Genomic DNA, 16,848 nt, shown 5'->3' with positions numbered 1-16,848 from the left:
ATGAGGATAATCAATACACCAACAACAATGGCCAGCAGTGCTGCCCACACATTAGTGCGGATAGATAAGAAGGTTTCACTCGAGTCGAGACGGTACGTCTCGAAAACTGAGCGTCCAATTCCGTACCAAATCAGATAGACACCAAAGGCCTTACCCCAGCGCAGGTAGAGCTTGCGTTCAAGCACAATAATGACAAACGCACCCAACAGATTCCAAAGAATTTCATAGAGGAACATGGGGTGGAACAGGGTTCCTTCTGGCAATCCGGCAGGGAATGCAGGGTTTGTAGACTCAATTTCTAAGCCCCAGGGCAACGTGGTGGGCTGACCGAAGAGTTCGTGGTTGAAATAGTTACCTAGGCGACCTGTTGCTTGTGCAATCAACATGGCAGGTGCCAGAGCGTCAGCGAATGACCAGAAACGAATCCCCGTTTGCTTACAGCCAATCCACGCACCAACGGCTCCGCCAAGGAGGGAACCAAAGATTGCGTTGCCGCCCTCCCAGATGTAGAAGACCTTCATCAAGTCCGCACCTTCATAGAAGTAGTCGGCTGGGTGGGTGAAGACGTGGTAGAAACGAGCACCAATAATCCCCAGTGGAACAGCCCACAAAATGATGTCGAGGACAACACCTCGTTCTGCGCCCCGTTTGCTCAGTCGAGCATCAGTAATCCAGGTTGCAAGCGCAATTCCAAGAAGAATGCACAACGCATAGATGTGGATGCGCAGTGGTCCTAGATCAAAATATTGAATCGATGGGCTGGGAATACTCGTAATCAGATGCATAGTGTCAGCTTAGGTTGGAAAGAGAGCAGAAAGTTACTTCCCCTGGGCGAGTTCTTCTGCAACGGAACGAAGAGAGTCAATACCGCCATCGTTCAGTGACTTGACGAGAGCTGAACCGACGATTGCACCATCGCCGTAGGCAAGAACTTCGCGCACTTGAGTACCGTTCGAAATGCCCACGCCGACACCCACGTGGGTAGCTCCTACTGAGCGCAGACGTGCAACGAGAGATTTCGCAGCAACATCCACATCCTGTCGTGCACCGGTGATGCCCATCGTGGAGACGGCATACACAAAGCCGCGGCTATTATCTACTGCCTGAGCAAGACGTTCATCCGTAGAGGAGGGAGCGGCTAGGAATACGCGGTCAAGGTCGTATTTTTCAGCAGCAGCTAGCCACTCTCCTGCTTCATCTGGAATGAGGTCGGGAGTAATGAGACCCGCACCACCAGCTGCAGCAAGATCTGACGCAAACTTGTCCACGCCATATTGAATAACGGGGTTGAAATACGTCATCAAGAGCACAGGAATATCGACGCGAGCGGTGATCTGCTTCACTGCTTCGATGGCCTGGGGCAATTTGAAACCATTTGCCAAAGCAACCTGAGTTGCTTCCTGAATGACCAAACCATCCATAACGGGATCCGAATATGGAACACCCAACTCGAGGATGTCCACGCCACTTTCAACGAGTGCTACTGCGGCTTCAATACTGTCTTCGAGAGTGGGAAACCCAACAGGAAGATAGCCAATCAGCACCTTGCCTTTAGCAGAGATGGCTGCTTCAACCTGAGAACTCATGCTGCTCCCCCATCGAGAATGCCGAAGTACTTGGCAGCAGTTTCCATGTCTTTGTCACCACGACCAGAGTTATTCACCAAAATAATCGCGTCAGGACCAAGCTCTTTCCCTAATTGCAGCGCACCGGCAAGACCGTGAGCGGTCTCAATAGCGGGAATGATGCCTTCAGTACGGGCTAAGAGTCGGAGGGCATCCATGGCCTCAGCATCAGTAATGGGGCGATAGTGAGCACGACCAATGTCGTTGAGCCAGGAGTGTTCAGGCCCAACACCGGGGTAATCCAGACCGGCAGAGATGGAGTGAGACTCAATGGTTTGTCCGTCTTCATCTTGGAGCATGTATGAACGAGCTCCGTGAAGGACACCTGGACGCCCCTTTGTGATGGTTGCTGCGTGTTCAGGTGTGTCAACACCGCGACCAGCTGCCTCAAAACCGTAAAGACCAACCGAAGGATCATCAAGGAATGCATGGAAAATACCGATGGCGTTTGAACCTCCACCGACACATGCAGCAACTGCAGTAGGCAGTTGCCCGGTGATTTCCAACATTTGTTCTCGTGCTTCTTCACCAATGATCTTGTGAAAATCACGGACCATGACCGGGAACGGGTGAGGCCCAGCAACAGTACCCAGCAGGTAGTGAGTTGTGTCCACGTTGGCGACCCAGTCACGAAGTGCCTCGTTGATGGCGTCTTTGAGAGTGCGAGAACCGGTGGTAACCGGAATGACTGTGGCGCCGAGTAGACGCATGCGAGCGACATTGAGTGCCTGACGTTCAGTGTCAACCTCACCCATGTAGACAACACACTCGAGACCAAAAAGTGCAGCTGCAGTGGCGCTGGCAACACCGTGCTGACCAGCACCTGTCTCAGCGATGATGCGTGTCTTGCCCAGACGCTTAGCAAGGAGAGCCTGTCCCAGCACATTGTTGATCTTGTGACTACCGGTGTGGTTGAGATCTTCACGCTTGAGGAAGATTCGAGCTCCTCCGGCGTGCTCCGCAAAACGCGGAACCTCAGTAATGATGGATGGTCGACCGGTGTAGGTGCGGTGAAGATCAGCTAATTCCTGCTGAAAACCAGGGTCGAGCTTGGCGAGTTCATAGGCAGCAGAGAGTTCATCCAGGGCAGCGATGAGTGATTCAGGAACAAAGCGACCACCGTATTCACCGAAGTAGGGACCAAGTTCATCGCGAAGAGCCATTTATACCGCCAGGAAGGATTGGAGGGTCGCTGCAGGATCTGAGGTGACGAGTGCTTCACCTACGAGTACAACGTCAGCACCTGCGTCTCGATAGTGCTGAACATCTGTTGCGTCTCGTACCGCTGATTCTGCCACTTTGATGACGTCAGCAGGAATCTCGCCAACAAGTGAAGCAAAGAGTTCTCGATCTAACTCAAAGGTGCTTAAGTTTCGCGCGTTGACACCAATCAACTTCGCATCAATATCGAGAGCACGATGAAGCTCTTCACGTGAGTGCGTTTCAACAAGAACGGTCAGCCCTAATGACAGGGCAAACTCGTTGAGCTCAGCAAGAAGTTCTTGCTCTAAAGCCGCAACAATCAAAAGAACAAGATCCGCTCCTGCTGCACGAGCTTCAAGAATTTGATACTTCTCTGCAATGAAGTCTTTACGCAGGACAGGAACAGAAACCTCAGCGCGTACAGCACGCAAATCCTCGAGGGTTCCCTTGAATTTGCGTCCTTCGGTGAGGACACTGATTGTAGAAGCTCCATTAGCTGCATATGTACGCGCAAGAGCTGCAGGATCTGCGATTGCTGCAAGATCACCACGTGAAGGACTCGCACGCTTCACCTCAGCAATGACCTTGATGTGATCAGCTGGTGCGAGAAATTCAAGTGCATTCAGAGCAGGACTCTGAGCTAGTGCTGCTGCCTCTACTTCTGCAAAGGAAACAAACTCACGACGTGCAGCTGCATCCGCCAGAGCGCCAGCTGTCAGGTCGGACAGCATTTAGTAGTGGTGAGGCTTGGGGGTGAACTTAGGACCGTTCACACCATAACCAAGCTTTGCCAAAAGAAAACCAAGTCCCCATCCGACAAAAATACCGACGGCTGAAGCCCAGACAAGCCATTCAATTGCAAGAACGAATGCGGTTGTACCAATGGCAAAAAATACCAACATGGTAATAACGGCAGTCCATGCTGCGGGCGAGTGGCCCTCTCCTGGATCAACGATGTCGTTGCTCATGTCACTCCTCAGTGCGAAAACTTCTGTTGAAATTCTAGTTGATAGTTGGGTCGGTTCCGTGGCTCAACGAGTCCCAGGCGTCAATATTTACCGAAGAAACATCTTTGTTTTCATCAGGAGCTCTCTGTGGAGGCTTGGCTTGCCCCGAATCTGAGCCGCTTGGGCCAACTCTGTCGAACTTTCGACTACCGGTACCCCACTTACCTGCGGTGAACACAATGATGATTCCCGCAGGAACGAGAAGGATTCCTGCAACAGCAGTAATTCCTGGCCAGACCGTTGCCGAGGAAGAAATCACAAAAGTACGTATCGTCTCAATGTCACTAATGGCACTCAACGCAGTCAACTGAGACGCTGCAGCAAGAACTGGGTCCGACCAGGCAGAAATGCTCATCAACACAACGGCGACGCCAAGCCCTAAGAGCAAAACTCCCAGTATGCGACGTATGACGATTGAGGAAAGTGCAAGTGCTGCGGTAATAGCAAATCCTGCAAGTCCGAAAGCACTCAAACCTGGAGCCGCTATCTGACCGGAAACAGCCAGTCCCTCAGAGTTTTCTGTGGGAAAGGTAACCTCGAGAAAAAACCACGTTTGCGACCAGCCAATAAGAATGACGGCTGACAGGACGAATGCCGCAAACAGAGAGTATGACTTGAACTTGCGGTAGTTCATAGTTACACCTTCTTCAGTGCGTTAGCGATGGCTACAGCACGCAACGGAGCAGCAGCTTTGTTTTGAGTTTCGAGATATTCAGTTTCAGGAACTGAATCCATGACAAGTCCCGCTCCAGCTTGAACATATGCCTTGTCATCTTTGAGCACAACCGTGCGAATAGCGATGGCCAAATCTGCATCTCCCGCGAAATCAAAGTATCCAACTACTCCCCCATAGACGCCGCGTTGGGCCGGTTCGAGGTCGTCAATGATTTCGAGAGCTCGGGGCTTGGGAGCACCGCTCAGCGTACCTGCAGGGAATGTTGCACGAAATACGTCAACGGGACCCTTACCTGAAGCAAGGTCACCTTCAACTGAACTGACGATATGCATGATGTGAGAGAAACGTTCCACACGCATGAACTCAGTAACTTCAACCGAACCGGCGTCACAAACCCGCAAAAGATCATTGCGAGCAAGATCTACGAGCATCAAGTGCTCAGAACGTTCCTTGTCATCGGCCAGCAGGTCAGTTTCTAATTCAAGATCCTCTTCAGGATTTGCGCCACGTGGTCTTGATCCTGCAATGGGGTGAGTAAAGACTCGACCAGAGGACACCTTGACGAGTGCTTCTGGGCTCGAGCCCACTATCGAGTAGGGAGTGCCGTCAACCGTTTCCAGAGCCAACAAATACATGTATGGGCTGGGGTTCAAGCTCCGGAGAACTCGATACACATCTTCAGGAGAAGCTGAATTGTCAGCATCAAAGCGTTGTGAGATCACAACCTGGAATACATCACCATCAACAATGTGCTTCTTTGAGGACACAACTGAATCAAGGAAATCCTGTTTGGGTGTGCGCAGACGAGGTTCGGCGACCGTATCCAGGTCAATGTGAGCCAAGCCGACGGGTCCAGGTACGGAGAGTCGGAGTTGCAGATCATCCAAACGCGCTTGTGCACTGGTGAGAAGTTCTTCAGCCGAAGGTGAATCCCCCAGAACGAGAACGTTGGAGATCAGTGTGACTGTCCCAAATTTGTGATCGAGAACAATGACCTCGCGAGAAAAACTCAGACCCTGTCGGGGAATAGAGAAATCAGCAGGAGGTGCACTTGGGAGATTCTCTAACTCTCGGATAGCTTCCCATCCAATAAAACCGACGAGTGCACCCGTCAGTGGAGGCATCCCCTCAATGTGAGGGGTCTTCCAACGACGGTAAAGAGCATCCAGTGCACTCAGACCTGTCGCAGGAATCTCACCACCGAAAGCACCCTGTGAAGAAAGTCCAAAATCTTGCCACTGAGGAGTACCGTCATGATCGGTAATGACGCCATAGCTTGATACACCGACGAAGGAGAACCTGGACCAAATACCGCCCTGTTCAGCAGATTCGAGTAGGAATGAACCAGGTACTCCTGACGCAAGCTTGCGATAGATACTGATGGGTGTTTCTGCATCTGCAAAAAGTGAGCGGGTGACAGGAATTACTTTGTGACCCTCAGCAAGCAATGAGCTGAATGACTGCAGGTTGGTGTCGTGCGTAGCCACTACTCCCCCTGTCCAATCACAGAAGAGTCAACATCGACGACAGCTGCAACGTCATAGTCTTCAAAACAGGTGCGTGAACCGGTGTGGCATGCTGCACCTATTTGTTCAACGCCGATGAGCAAAGTATCTGCATCACAGTCGTGGTGCACCGAGCGAACAAATTGAGCGTGACCGCTGGTGTCACCTTTGCGCCAATATTCCTGGCGGGATCGAGACCAGAAGGTGACACGCCCCTCTAAGAGTGTTCTACGTACAGCCTCCGCGTTCATGTAGCCAAGCATCAGAACATCGTTGTTGGCAACATCTTGAATGATTGCGGGGATCAAACCTTGCGAGTCATACTTCAAGCTGGATGGATCGAAAGCTGACATTTATCGCACCTCAAACCCATCATTTTTCAAAACTGACTTTACTTCTCCAATAGTGACAGCTTTGGAGTGGAAAATACTGGCAGCAAGGGCAGCGTCAGCTCCCGCTTGGATTGCAGGTGGGAAATCTGCTGCAGAACCTGCACCACCGCTGGCAATAACGGGAACAGAACTGATCTCTCGAATTGCAGAGATCAATTCGAGGTCGAAACCATCCTTTGTTCCGTCTGCATCAATTGAATTCACCAGAAGCTCACCAGCGCCACGAGTAATGGCTTCGCGAGCCCATTCAAGCGCGTCAATGTCAGTGAGTTCACGACCACCATGAGTCGTCACAACGAAACCAGATGGCGTCGACGCTGACCGAGTGATGTCCAAGGAAAGCACAAGTACTTGTGCACCATAACTACTGGAGATGTCGTCTAACAATTCAGGTCGTTGAATAGCTGCGCTGTTGACGCCGACCTTGTCTGCACCGTGGGCGAGTAACTGGGCAACATCCTCAACGGTGCGAACACCGCCACCGACTGTCAATGGAATAAAAACCGCATCTGCCGTGCGGGCAACGACATCAAACATGGTGGAACGGTTTTCTACCGTGGCTTTGACGTCGAGAAACGTAATTTCGTCTGCACCTTGCTCGTAGTAGTAACGAGCAAGCTCGACAGGGTCTCCCTGATCTTTCAGATTCAGGAAGTTGACCCCCTTGACTACTCGACCATCAGCTACGTCGAGGCAGGGAATGATGCGAACAGCTACAGACATGGTTACAGGCGAGCAGCGTGGATTGCTGAGACCAAGATGGCGCGGGCACCAAGGTCGTAGAGCTTGTCCATGACATCATTACGATCCGCACGTGGAACCATAACTCGCACGGCAACCCATTCTGGGTCGTGTAGTGGGCTCACAGTTGGAGACTCAATGCCAGGTGCAATCGCGCAAGCAGCATCTAAGAACTTCTTGGGAACGTCGTAATCCATTAGGACATACTGTTTTGCCACAAGAACACCCTGCAGACGACGCATCAGGGTGCTGATTCCCTCGATGGAGGCATCGCGACTAATCAACACTGCTGTGGACTCGAGGATGACGGGGCCGAAAATATCCAGACCAGCCTTACGCAACGTTGAACCAGTAGAAACAACATCGGCAACAGCGTCGGCTACACCCAAACGAACGGCCGATTCAACAGCACCGTCCAACTTGACCAAGTGAGACTGCACACCTGCTTGCGCCAGGAACGTGCCGACGAGGCCTGGGTAGCTGGTAGCTACTCGCTTACCCGCGAGGTCCGAGAGATCGGCAAAGGTTCCCGCGGGACCTGCAAATCGGAAGGTGGAATCTCCGAACGAAAGTTCGGCAATTTCTTTGGCTTCTGAGTGAGAATCAAGCAGGAGATCACGTCCAGTAATACCGACGTCAAGAGCGCCCGAGCCAACATACGTTGCAATATCTCGTGGACGGAGATAGAAGAACTCAACACCGTTACGGGTATCGGAATAGTGGAGGTCTCGGGGATCTTTACGACCGGTGTAACCGGCTTCATAAAGCATTTCTGCTGATATCTCAGCAAGAGAACCTTTGTTTGGAATAGCTACGCGCAACATGTGAATAAACCTTTGTGAAGTGGAAAAGAAACTCAGCGTTTAGAGATGATGGTTAACCTCGTCGAGCGAGATACCCTTGGCAATCATCAAAACCTGCACATGGTAGAGAAGCTGAGAAATTTCTTCGGCAGTTGCCTCTTGTGATTCGTATTCAGCAGCCATCCAGACTTCTGCTGCTTCTTCGACGATTTTCTTACCAATAGCGTGAACGCCTGCATCTAGTTCAGCGATAGTGCGCGAACCTTCTGGGCGCTCTACTGCCTTGGCGGTGAGCTCGGAGAAGAGGGAATCAAAGGATTTCACCCCTTAAGGCTACCCTGCTTGAACTAGTGCTTGTGCGCAGTGTGAGCTGCAGCGCGCAGACCCGCGATGGCCTGCTCCGGATTTCCGGAGTTATAGACACTGGAACCAGCCACAAAAGTGTCTGCACCGGCTTCTGCGGCAATCACGATGGTGTCCAGGGTGATGCCACCGTCTACCTGAAGCCAGACGTCCAAACCTGATTTCTTTCGTGCTTGATCGAGCAGGGCGAGCTTAGGCATGACATCAGGAATAAATGATTGTCCACCAAAACCAGGTTCAACCGTCATCACGAGAATTTGATCAAATTCGGGCATCAGTTCTAGATAAGTCTCAATATCTGTCCCGGGTTTCACTGCTAAACCGGCTCGAGCACCGATTTCACGCAAACGGCGCGCTACAGCAACAGGGTTGTCTGTGGACTCGGCATGGAAGGTCACCGAATACGCACCAAGTTCTGCATATCCGGGCGCCCAGCGTTCCGGGTTGTCAATCATGAGGTGAACATCTAGAGGAATTGGCGACACATCCTGAATGCGACCAACCATCTGAGGGCCAAAAGTCAGATTTGGGACAAAGTGATTGTCCATCACGTCGACGTGTGCAAGATCTGCAGTTGCTATGGCGCCCAAGTCTCGTTCCATGTTGACGAAGTCAGCAGAAAGAATGCTGGGATTGATCCGAATAGCCATGTTCTCAGCCTATTCCGACTTAGTCAGAAGTGAGATGAACATGGCATCTGTGCCATGTCGATGTGGCCACAGCTGAACAGAGAGTGAATCTCCGGCAATATCAATGGTTTCCATTGCTACGTCAGACAACACAGCACTTGCATCAAGTTCAGAAACATTCTGATTCTTTCGAAGTGCACCTTCGACTATTGCTCGAGTCTCGGCCAGGTGCGGAGAACACGTGACATAGGCAAGGACTCCCCCGGGTTTCAGTGCGTGAAGGGCGCTTGTGAGAAGTTGAGCCTGCAGTGCAGTGAGATCACCAACATCCTTAGGAGATTTCCGCCATCTGGCTTCGGGGCGTCGACGTAGAGCACCTAGTCCAGTACAGGGAGCATCGAGAAGAATACGGTCATAGGTATTGGGCTGGTCCAGTCCAATATCAACACCATCTCCGGTCACAACGTCGACGTCCGGAAGTATGGCTAAGGCTTTACGAACCAGGTCTGCACGACCTGGAATAACTTCATTAGCAGTTAATTCAGCTCCACCTAGTGTTGCCTCTGCAGCCAGGAGCGCGGCTTTGCCACCTGGACCAGCACACATATCGAGCCACTTCTCACCGGGTGTAATTTCGTGGTGACGAGAGAGCACGAGTGCAGCAAGTTGAGAACCTTCATCTTGAACACGAACGACACCTTCACGCACGCGAGCAAAACGCGTTGGGTCACCACCGGTATTCAACGACATCCCTAGCGGTGAGTAGTTGGTGGGTTCACCTTCGACTTCGTCGTTGGCATCAACGAAACCTGGAAGCTCAACTAGAGTCACTCGAGGATTGAGGTTGTCACTTGCCAGAAGATTCTCGAGCTCTTCACCTCTACCCTCTGCTTCCAAGCTTTGCTTGAGGGCACGAACGATCCACACAGGATGCGAATACAGAGCAGCGAGTCGCTCATCTGCATTCGAGATGTCTTTAGTGATGAACTCTTGCCAGTCTTCTAGGTCGTGACGACTTGTGCGGCGAAGGACAGCGTTGACGAAACCAACCGCACCGAGTGAAGCCATGTGTTCGGCAAGGTTCACACTTTCATCAACGGCTGCGTGCTGTGCCACTCGCATATTCAGAAGTTGATGAACTCCCATGCGAAGAATGTTCAAGACAACTAAATCAATAGTGTCGATATCGCGTGCTGCGGCATTTGCAATGACACGGTCATAAAACCCTTGCATCCGCAATGTGCCATAAGTGAGTTCTGTGGCTAGGCCAGCATCATTTGAGCTGAGTCCAAACTCTTTGATCTTTGCGGGCAAGGCAAGGTTCGCATAGGCGTCATCAACATCTACGGCCATGAGTACTTCAAAAGCAACCAAACGTGATGGAGTAACTGGCCTCGAACGTCGTGGTCCTTTTGTGTGCGGTCTTTTGTCGTTGCTCACGAAACGTGTACTACTTCCTGTCGGAGGCCTCGGAACCAGTCCATGGCAGACATTGCTTGTTTACCTGCGGGTTGAACGCTGAGCAGTTCGATAGAACCAGGAGCGCAACCCAGATAAAGCTTTTTAGACACTGAGGTGATTGCAGAAGGAACTACCTCTTCATCCGCTCCTGAACGGGCCTCAATAATCTTGAGACGTTCGTCACCTAAAAAGACGAAAGCACCAGGTTCTGGAGTAACACCTCTGAATTGGTTATAGACAGCTTCTGAATCCAGAGAGAGGTTGAGGTGACCATCTTCTAGAGAAAGTTTTCGTGCGTAGGTTGATTCTCCCTGCTGAGGAATTGAATTCGCAGTCCCGGAATCAAGAGAGGTCACGACATCCAAGACTTGCTGTGCACCGAGAACCGAGAGTCTGGTCAACAACTCTCCCGCAGTTTCGTCCGGAAGAATGGGCCACTCACGCGAGTCATACACGTCACCGGCGTCTAGTTCTTGAACTAGTTGAAAGACAGAAGAACCAGCTTGTGTCGCTCCCGAGATAACTTGCCACTGAACCGGTGCTGCACCACGCCACTGTGGCAATGATGAGAAGTGAAGATTGATCCAGCCATGTTTCACAGAATCAAGAGTGTGCTGAGGAAGTAGAGCACCATATGCAACCACAACCCCTAAGTCAGCTGCAGATTCATCAATTGCTTTCTGAACTGCATCATCAATGCGATTGGCGTAGATAACTGGAATGCCCTGGGCAATGGCGACCTGCGCAACCGGTGACGGAGTAAGAATTCGTTTGCGACCTTGAGGTGCATCTGGACGCGTCAACACGGCAACAACCTCGAAGTCACTGCTGATGAGGGCTTCGAGGGTGGGAACAGCGGCCTCTGGAGTGCCTGCGAAAATAAGCTTCACAACACTCACCTCACACGAGAAAACATTAGAGCGAGTCGATATCAGGGTCGTCGAAACGCACTCTCAGTCTAAGGACTCGCGCAGCGCGCTCAGATGAGGCAGGCGGCTTCTTCGAGCGAGTAGCGGATGTCACTACCGCTGCACGAAGATGTGTAGCTAACTTTTCGCCGTCTTTATATTCAAAAAAGACGAGCGCGCGCGATGAACCATCTGCTTGGCCAACTGGACCAAGAACACGATGACCTGCAAGCGGAGGGAGTTCATCACAGGTTGTCCGAACCATCTCTGCAGATCCAGAAATCGAAACCACGCGCACAGCAGGGGGGAGATGTAGCTGCATTCGATCGGCTAACTCGTGCGCTGCCCATCGAACCTGAGCAGATTCAACCAGAGTCTGACCAAGAGCTAATCCAGCTCCATTGATAAATACTGTGGCATCTGGCTTGGCCAGGGCAATGGTGTTACTCCAATTACGAAGTACATCTTCGTCAACTCGGAAGGCTTCTCTTCCCCTGAGACGTTCTCCGTCTAAGAGCAAGATGGCAGCATAACCACCCTCAGCAACCGGTTCTGCACCAGGAGTCGCAACAACGATTGCGGGGGCAGCCGGAACATAGGTGATGATGTGCTGACCATCCGCAACAATGACCTTCACTCCAGGAAATGCACGGCCAATTTCATCTGAGGTGCGCTCTGTACCAGCAGCAATAGGTCGTAGTTGCTTTCCGCCACAGCCTTGACAAGCCCAAGAAGCATTGAGATTGCCACACCAGCGACAGCTTGGAGAGGAATTGCGGTGGGCTAAGTGCAGCGGTCCATGGCAGGAAGAACATGTTGCTCGCTCATTGCATCCGCTACACACCAGTGCAGGTGAGAATCCAGGGCTCGCAACTTGAACGAGCACAGGACCTCGATCCAGTGCTTTCTTGGCCCCTAACCATGCGGCACTGGGAATTCGCGAAGGTGTGGTTCCCTCTTCAAGGTGGGCATCTGTGAGGACAATTTCAGGCTGATCAACTTCGCTGACTGGCACCTCAGAAAAGAACCCAAGTTCAACTAGGCGCTGAGTTTCCAGGGAACGAGTGTGTGAAGCAAAAAGTAACGAACAACCAGACAGGGACTGGCGTACTAACGCGATATCTCGCGCATGTGTGTAAGGAGCAAGAGGTTCCTCAAAGTTGTGGTCTCCATCATCCCAGACAACCACGAGTCCCACATTATGAGCAGGAGCCAGCGTCGCTGACCTGTTTCCCACAATGATGAGGGGTTCTTCAGTGAGAGAACGTAAGTAGTTGACGTATCGCTCTTGCCCTGAAAGTTTTGCGTCTACCCGAATGAAATGACCTTCTAGACCTGCCGCAATAAGTGCCTGTTCAAGCTTTTCAATTTCCCTAAAGTCAGGAACAGCTAGAACAGCGCTGGAACCCCTGACCAACTGTTCAACAGCAAGAGAGACAAACAGTTCTGCCCAATTCGACATGGTTACCTGTGATGTCACTTCAAGCCGAGGTGGCACTTTGAGGGCAAGTCGTGAAACAGCAGAGACATCGAGCGCGGTGAATTCAGAGGGTTTCTGGGGAATCTTGCCGCTAAATTGCTTGGGCTTCACAGGTTCTGCGAGAAAAGCCTTTTCTGCTCGGACATAACGAGCAGGAATGATCAACCTGAGAACATCAATGGCAGATCCTGCTTGTCGGTCCGCTATTTTTCGAGCGAGATCGAGTGTGTCAGGTTTCAACAATGAAACGGGAGAAATGACTTTCTCGATGAACTGCAGGTCTCCGGTGAACTCAGGTTTTTCGCTGAGGGCAGTCACATACGCTTCAGAAAATCGTGCACCGCCTCTGAGTGGAACAGAGACTTTTGACCCCACACGGACATCTCCAAGGAGAGTCTCAGGGATGCGGTATTCAAATACGTGGTCAAGCTGAGGTAGCGGTGTATCTAAAAGAACACTCGCTACCTCAGCTTGAACTGACAATAGTTACAGGCCAGCCTTTTTACGCAGCTCGTCTACCTTGTCAAGCTTTTCCCAAGTGAAATCTGGGAGTTCGCGACCAAAGTGACCGTAAGCAGCAGTCTGACGATAAATAGGACGAAGCAAATCAAGTTCACGAATGATTCCAGCTGGACTGAGATCGAACGTGTCGCGAATTGCCTTGATAATCACCGTGTCATCTACCTTGCCTGTTCCAAAGGTCTCTACATAAAGACCTACTGGCTGAGCGACTCCAATTGCATACGCAATCTGGACTTCAAGTTTTTCTGCAAATCCTGCTGCAACTGCGTTCTTTGCAACATGGCGCATTGCATAAGCTGCGGAACGGTCGACCTTTGAGGGATCTTTTCCGGAGAATGCTCCACCACCGTGACGACTGGCGCCACCATAGGTGTCAACGATGATCTTGCGGCCGGTCAAACCAGCATCACCCTTCGGTCCACCGATTTCGAACTTACCCATGGGGTTCACCATGAAGCGTGTGTCGTTTGAATCAAACCCAGCTTCAGAAAGAACTGGCTTGATTACAGCCTCAAGTACATCCTTACGAAGCGAATCAAGAGATTCATCTGTTTGTGGAGCATGTTGAGTAGAGACAACGACTGTCTCAACAGTTTTAGGGACAATTCCCTCGTAACCGATTGTGACTTGAGTTTTTCCATCAGGTCGGAGGTAACCAAGTTCACCGTTCTTTCGAACCTCAGTGAGCTTCTCTGCAATACGGTGAGAGAGGTAAATGGGCAACGGCATCAACTGAGGAGTTTCAGTAGTTGCGTAACCAAACATAATTCCCTGGTCGCCGGCACCCTGTTCTTCTTGACCAAAAACCAAGTTGGCAATGTCAGGTGACTGCTGGCCAATAGAAACAGAAACACCACAGCTCTCACCATCAAAACCGATGTCTGAAGAGGTGTAGCCAATGTCTTTGACAACATTTCTGACGATGTCAGGAATTTCTGCATAACCGTCGGTGGTGACTTCACCAGCGACGTGGACGAGTCCAGTTGTAACTAAAGTCTCAACCGCAACACGAGAACGCTTGTCTTGTGACAAAAGCGCATCAAGGATGCTGTCTGAGATTTGGTCACAGACTTTGTCTGGATGACCTTCAGTTACTGATTCGGACGTGAAAAGGCGAAGTTCGCTCATATCCCCATAATTTCTCAATACGTTCGGACAGTGTTGTTAGGCGAACGTGTCGAGTACCTTGTCCGCCACGGCCAATTTTGACCCCGAAACCTTGATAATCCTATCGTCTGATGAAGAAAGAACCTTTACTTCATTACGATCTGTTCCGAATCCTTCGTTCCAATCAACATGATTGAGAACCAAATAATCACAACCTTTTCGGTCGAGTTTTTCCTGACCCAGTCGGAGTAAATCTTCACCTGTGGCTGTTTCTGCAGCAAAACCAACAATAATTTGTTCAGCAGTTTTGGCCGAAGCCAATTCTTTGAGTATGTCTGGGTTTTCAACGAGAGTGAGATGGAGCTCTCCCCCGTTGTCTGCTTTCTTCAATTTCGAACCGGAGACCGAATCCATGCGGTAATCAGAAACTGCCGCAGCCATGATGACAATGTCAAAATCTGGTGAAAGAGTCATCACTTCACTGTGCATCTCTGCAGCAGTGGAAACAGAAACGAGTGATATTCCTGCAGGAGGTTCAACTTCGAGATGGGCTGAAATGAGAGTGACCTCAGCACCACGCTGCATCGCACGTTGTGCGAGTGCTACTGCCTGCTTCCCCGAGGATCGATTGCCAATGAAGCGAACAGGATCCAAAGGTTCACGTGTTCCACCACCGGTAATCAAGATTCGCTTACCGAGGAGGTCATGCTTTGTCTCACAAGAAACTGCTTCATAGGCTACCGCGACGATTTCTTCGGGTTCACTCATACGGCCTGGACCGGAATCTGAACCAGTGAGTTGACCCACACCAGGGCCAACAACGACAACGCCTCTGGAACGCAAAGTAGAAATGTTTGCTTGTGTTGCGGGGTTGTCCCACATCTCTGTGTGCATTGCAGGGGCAACCACGAGTGGGCCACGTCGAGCGAGAACAGTGTTTCCCAGAAGGTCAGGAGCTAATCCTGCAGCAAACTGTGCAAGCGCGTTTGCGGTTGCAGGAGCGACGACGATGACATCTGCTTGCTGGCCCAGTGCAACATGGCGAACTTGTGCCACATCGTCATACAAACCCACATGAACAGGGTTACGACTGATTGCTTCGAGTGTGGGGCGACCCACAAATTGCAACGCAGCTTCTGTAGCAATGACGTCAACATGGTGACTGTCTTTGACAAACTCTCGAACGACAGAAACTGCCTTATACGCAGCAATGCCGCCGGTTATCCCGACGACAATGCGTAAAGGTGTGCGCGACACTTCAGGTGTCGATTCGGTAATTAGGCCGAAAGTGGACGAGCGATGAGCTTGTCTTCGTTGATTTCGTGCATAGCAACGGAGAGTGGCTTGTCGTCAATGTTGGAGTCAACGAGGGGACCAACGTTGTCGAAGAGGCTTCCTTCGTGCAGGTCAGAGTAGTAATCGTTGATCTGGCGGGCACGCTTGGATGCGAAGATAACCAGTGCGTACTTGGATTCAACCTTCGAGAGCAGGTCGTCGATAGGTGGGTTGATGATGCCTTCAAGCTTGGTAGCCATGTTTACTCCTTGATAAGTCCCATTAAGTCTACGACCTGTTGGGCAGCTTCGGTGACGTCTCGGTTTATGACCCGGACGTCAAATTCATCTTTTGCAGCGAGTTCGCCGAAAGCGGTTTCTAATCTGCGCTGGATTTCTTCTTCAGATTCAGTCCCACGTTCGCGTAAACGTCGAACTAGTTCATCCCAGTCGGGAGGTAAAAGGAACACAAGACGTGCCTCGGGCATGGTTTCGCGAATTTGGCGGGCACCCTGAAGATCAATTTCAAAGAGTACGCTTCTGCCTTGAGACAACGCATTCTCTATTGGCCCACGAGGTGTTCCATATTTGTTGCGACCGTGGACTTCCGCCCATTCCAGGAGTGCTTCTGAATAAATCATGGCGTCGAATTCACCATGATCAATGAAGTAATAGTTCACACCATCCACTTCACCAGGGCGTGGGTCACGTGTAGTGGCAGAAATTGAGAGGTGAACTTGAGGGTGGTTGCGAACGATGTGGTTAACAACAGTCCCCTTACCAACACCGGAAGGACCCACGAGCACAACAGCTTTCGGTGACCAAGATTCATTGCGCTTGGCCTGATAGGCGAGGATCCATTTACGCAAACCTGCACGTTGATGCTTTCCCAGACCACCGAGGCGTTTACGAGGAGAGATATCGAGCTCTTCGAGAATGCGAGGAATCTTGTTGACTCCCACACCTCGCAGAGATTTCAAGAAATCTGTAACCCGAATAGTTGCTTCGGAAGACGACGGATCAATCGTGGCAACAACAAAGACATCTAGCGCAGATCTACGCCCCTCAAAAACATCCGCCTTAATGGCAGCACGTTTGCGACGCGCCACGACTCCCGCCTGCGCTGCAGCGCGGCGGTCAACCTCAGGCATG

The 16,848-nt window shown here is 51.2% G+C and carries 19 protein-coding genes; all 19 read right to left on the bottom strand.

Annotation, left to right across the window (positions count from 1 at the left end):
* Positions 1–785, bottom strand: a 785-nt coding sequence (lgt, locus tag RR877_RS04320) for a prolipoprotein diacylglyceryl transferase (RefSeq protein WP_332627741.1), incomplete at its 3' end; no start/stop codon positions are given.
* A gap of 33 nt (positions 786–818) precedes the next feature.
* Positions 819–1,586, bottom strand: a complete 768-nt coding sequence (gene trpA, locus RR877_RS04315) for a tryptophan synthase subunit alpha (protein ID WP_332550434.1) — start codon at positions 1,584–1,586, stop codon at positions 819–821.
* Positions 1,583–2,788, bottom strand: a complete 1,206-nt coding sequence (gene trpB, locus RR877_RS04310; protein WP_110233303.1) for a tryptophan synthase subunit beta — start codon at positions 2,786–2,788, stop codon at positions 1,583–1,585. Before trpB ends, trpA begins: the two co-directional genes overlap by 4 nt.
* Positions 2,789–3,559: an indole-3-glycerol phosphate synthase TrpC gene (gene trpC, locus RR877_RS04305; RefSeq protein WP_277495033.1), complete on the bottom strand. Its 771-nt coding sequence runs from the start codon at positions 3,557–3,559 to the stop codon at positions 2,789–2,791. It lies immediately after the preceding gene.
* Complete coding sequence (locus RR877_RS04300) at positions 3,560–3,796, bottom strand: DUF6704 family protein (RefSeq protein WP_280796247.1); 237 nt, start codon at positions 3,794–3,796, stop codon at positions 3,560–3,562. It lies immediately after the preceding gene.
* A gap of 34 nt (positions 3,797–3,830) precedes the next feature.
* Positions 3,831–4,469, bottom strand: coding sequence for a Trp biosynthesis-associated membrane protein (locus RR877_RS04295; RefSeq protein WP_280796246.1), 639 nt, complete (start codon positions 4,467–4,469; stop codon positions 3,831–3,833).
* Positions 4,470–4,471: 2 nt separating this feature from the next.
* Complete coding sequence (locus RR877_RS04290; RefSeq protein WP_332550433.1) at positions 4,472–5,998, bottom strand: chorismate-binding protein; 1,527 nt, start codon at positions 5,996–5,998, stop codon at positions 4,472–4,474.
* On the bottom strand, positions 5,998–6,369 hold the full coding sequence (gene hisI, locus RR877_RS04285; RefSeq protein ID WP_280805073.1) for a phosphoribosyl-AMP cyclohydrolase: 372 nt from the start codon (positions 6,367–6,369) through the stop codon (positions 5,998–6,000). The genes RR877_RS04290 and hisI overlap by 1 nt, the downstream gene beginning before the upstream one ends.
* A complete protein-coding gene (gene hisF / locus RR877_RS04280) occupies positions 6,370–7,131 on the bottom strand; it encodes an imidazole glycerol phosphate synthase subunit HisF (protein ID WP_280796243.1) in 762 nt (253 codons plus the stop codon).
* Between the two features lie 2 nt (positions 7,132–7,133).
* A complete protein-coding gene (gene hisG, locus RR877_RS04275; RefSeq protein WP_280796242.1) occupies positions 7,134–7,973 on the bottom strand; it encodes an ATP phosphoribosyltransferase in 840 nt (279 codons plus the stop codon).
* A gap of 39 nt (positions 7,974–8,012) precedes the next feature.
* Entirely contained in the window at positions 8,013–8,276 is a 264-nt protein-coding gene (locus RR877_RS04270; protein ID WP_277495029.1) for a phosphoribosyl-ATP diphosphatase, read from the bottom strand.
* Between the two features lie 23 nt (positions 8,277–8,299).
* Positions 8,300–8,965, bottom strand: coding sequence for a ribulose-phosphate 3-epimerase (rpe, locus tag RR877_RS04265; protein WP_280796241.1), 666 nt, complete (start codon positions 8,963–8,965; stop codon positions 8,300–8,302).
* Between the two features lie 9 nt (positions 8,966–8,974).
* Complete coding sequence (locus tag RR877_RS04260; RefSeq protein ID WP_332550432.1) at positions 8,975–10,384, bottom strand: transcription antitermination factor NusB; 1,410 nt, start codon at positions 10,382–10,384, stop codon at positions 8,975–8,977.
* Positions 10,381–11,295 (bottom strand): methionyl-tRNA formyltransferase, encoded by a 915-nt coding sequence (fmt, locus tag RR877_RS04255; protein ID WP_332550431.1) that lies wholly within the window; start codon positions 11,293–11,295, stop codon positions 10,381–10,383. Before fmt ends, RR877_RS04260 begins: the two co-directional genes overlap by 4 nt.
* Positions 11,296–11,320: 25 nt before the next feature.
* Positions 11,321–13,276, bottom strand: a complete 1,956-nt coding sequence (locus tag RR877_RS04250) for a primosomal protein N' (RefSeq protein ID WP_332627740.1) — start codon at positions 13,274–13,276, stop codon at positions 11,321–11,323.
* 3 nt (positions 13,277–13,279) lie between these two features.
* Positions 13,280–14,443 (bottom strand): methionine adenosyltransferase, encoded by a 1,164-nt coding sequence (gene metK, locus RR877_RS04245; RefSeq protein WP_332550429.1) that lies wholly within the window; start codon positions 14,441–14,443, stop codon positions 13,280–13,282.
* A gap of 36 nt (positions 14,444–14,479) precedes the next feature.
* Positions 14,480–15,679, bottom strand: a complete 1,200-nt coding sequence (gene coaBC, locus RR877_RS04240) for a bifunctional phosphopantothenoylcysteine decarboxylase/phosphopantothenate--cysteine ligase CoaBC (RefSeq protein WP_332618679.1) — start codon at positions 15,677–15,679, stop codon at positions 14,480–14,482.
* Positions 15,680–15,699: 20 nt separating this feature from the next.
* Positions 15,700–15,957, bottom strand: a complete 258-nt coding sequence (gene rpoZ, locus RR877_RS04235) for a DNA-directed RNA polymerase subunit omega (protein WP_277495022.1) — start codon at positions 15,955–15,957, stop codon at positions 15,700–15,702.
* A gap of 2 nt (positions 15,958–15,959) precedes the next feature.
* Complete coding sequence (gene gmk / locus RR877_RS04230) at positions 15,960–16,847, bottom strand: guanylate kinase (RefSeq protein WP_277495021.1); 888 nt, start codon at positions 16,845–16,847, stop codon at positions 15,960–15,962.
* Position 16,848 lies beyond the last annotated feature (1 nt).

The organism is Aurantimicrobium sp. (assembly GCF_036667855.1).
Taxonomy (GTDB): Bacteria; Actinomycetota; Actinomycetes; order Actinomycetales; family Microbacteriaceae; genus Aurantimicrobium.
The sequence above is the reverse complement of the archived record's forward strand: the minus strand, read 5'-3'. Positions and strand labels throughout refer to the sequence as shown.

Bases quoted from the DNA above. Each gene is read 5' to 3' on its own strand.
- trpA (WP_332550434.1), bottom strand. From the start codon at position 1,586: ATGAGTTCTCAGGTTGAAGCAGCCATCTCTGCTAAAGGCAAGGTGCTG.
- trpB (WP_110233303.1), bottom strand. From the start codon at position 2,788: ATGGCTCTTCGCGATGAACTTGGTCCCTACTTCGGTGAATACGGTGGT.
- trpC (WP_277495033.1), bottom strand. From the start codon at position 3,559: ATGCTGTCCGACCTGACAGCTGGCGCTCTGGCGGATGCAGCTGCACGT.
- RR877_RS04300 (WP_280796247.1), bottom strand. From the start codon at position 3,796: ATGAGCAACGACATCGTTGATCCAGGAGAGGGCCACTCGCCCGCAGCA.
- RR877_RS04295 (WP_280796246.1), bottom strand. From the start codon at position 4,469: ATGAACTACCGCAAGTTCAAGTCATACTCTCTGTTTGCGGCATTCGTC.
- hisI (WP_280805073.1), bottom strand. From the start codon at position 6,369: ATGTCAGCTTTCGATCCATCCAGCTTGAAGTATGACTCGCAAGGTTTG.
- hisF (WP_280796243.1), bottom strand. From the start codon at position 7,131: ATGTCTGTAGCTGTTCGCATCATTCCCTGCCTCGACGTAGCTGATGGT.
- hisG (WP_280796242.1), bottom strand. From the start codon at position 7,973: ATGTTGCGCGTAGCTATTCCAAACAAAGGTTCTCTTGCTGAGATATCA.
- rpe (WP_280796241.1), bottom strand. From the start codon at position 8,965: ATGGCTATTCGGATCAATCCCAGCATTCTTTCTGCTGACTTCGTCAAC.
- metK (WP_332550429.1), bottom strand. From the start codon at position 14,443: ATGAGCGAACTTCGCCTTTTCACGTCCGAATCAGTAACTGAAGGTCAT.
- rpoZ (WP_277495022.1), bottom strand. From the start codon at position 15,957: ATGGCTACCAAGCTTGAAGGCATCATCAACCCACCTATCGACGACCTG.
- gmk (WP_277495021.1), bottom strand. From the start codon at position 16,847: ATGCCTGAGGTTGACCGCCGCGCTGCAGCGCAGGCGGGAGTCGTGGCG.